At 49.8% G+C, this 263-nt stretch carries 1 rRNA gene; it reads left to right on the forward strand.

Annotation, left to right across the window (positions count from 1 at the left end):
- Nucleotides 1–263, forward strand: a 16S ribosomal RNA gene (locus tag ACTHSL_RS13790); the annotation flags it as partial.

Consider the following 263-nt stretch of genomic DNA (forward strand, 5'->3'; position numbering starts at 1 on the left):
TGCTAGTGTTATTCGGAATTATTGGGCGTAAAGGGCCCGTAGGTGGTTTTTCAAGGCTGCTGTGAAAGGACTGGGCTTAACCCAGTGAAAGCGGTGGAAACTGAAGAACTTGAGTGAGGTAGGGGCAGAGGGAATTCCCGAATGAGCGGTGAAATGAATAGATATCGGGAGGAACACCAATAGCGAAGGCACTCTGCTAGGCCGAAGCTGACACTAAGGGGCGAAACCTAGGGTAGTAAATGGGATTAGATACCCGTGTAGTC

Source organism: Neisseria sp. P0008.S010, from assembly GCF_051962715.1.
GTDB lineage: Bacteria > Pseudomonadota > Gammaproteobacteria > Burkholderiales > Neisseriaceae > Neisseria > Neisseria elongata.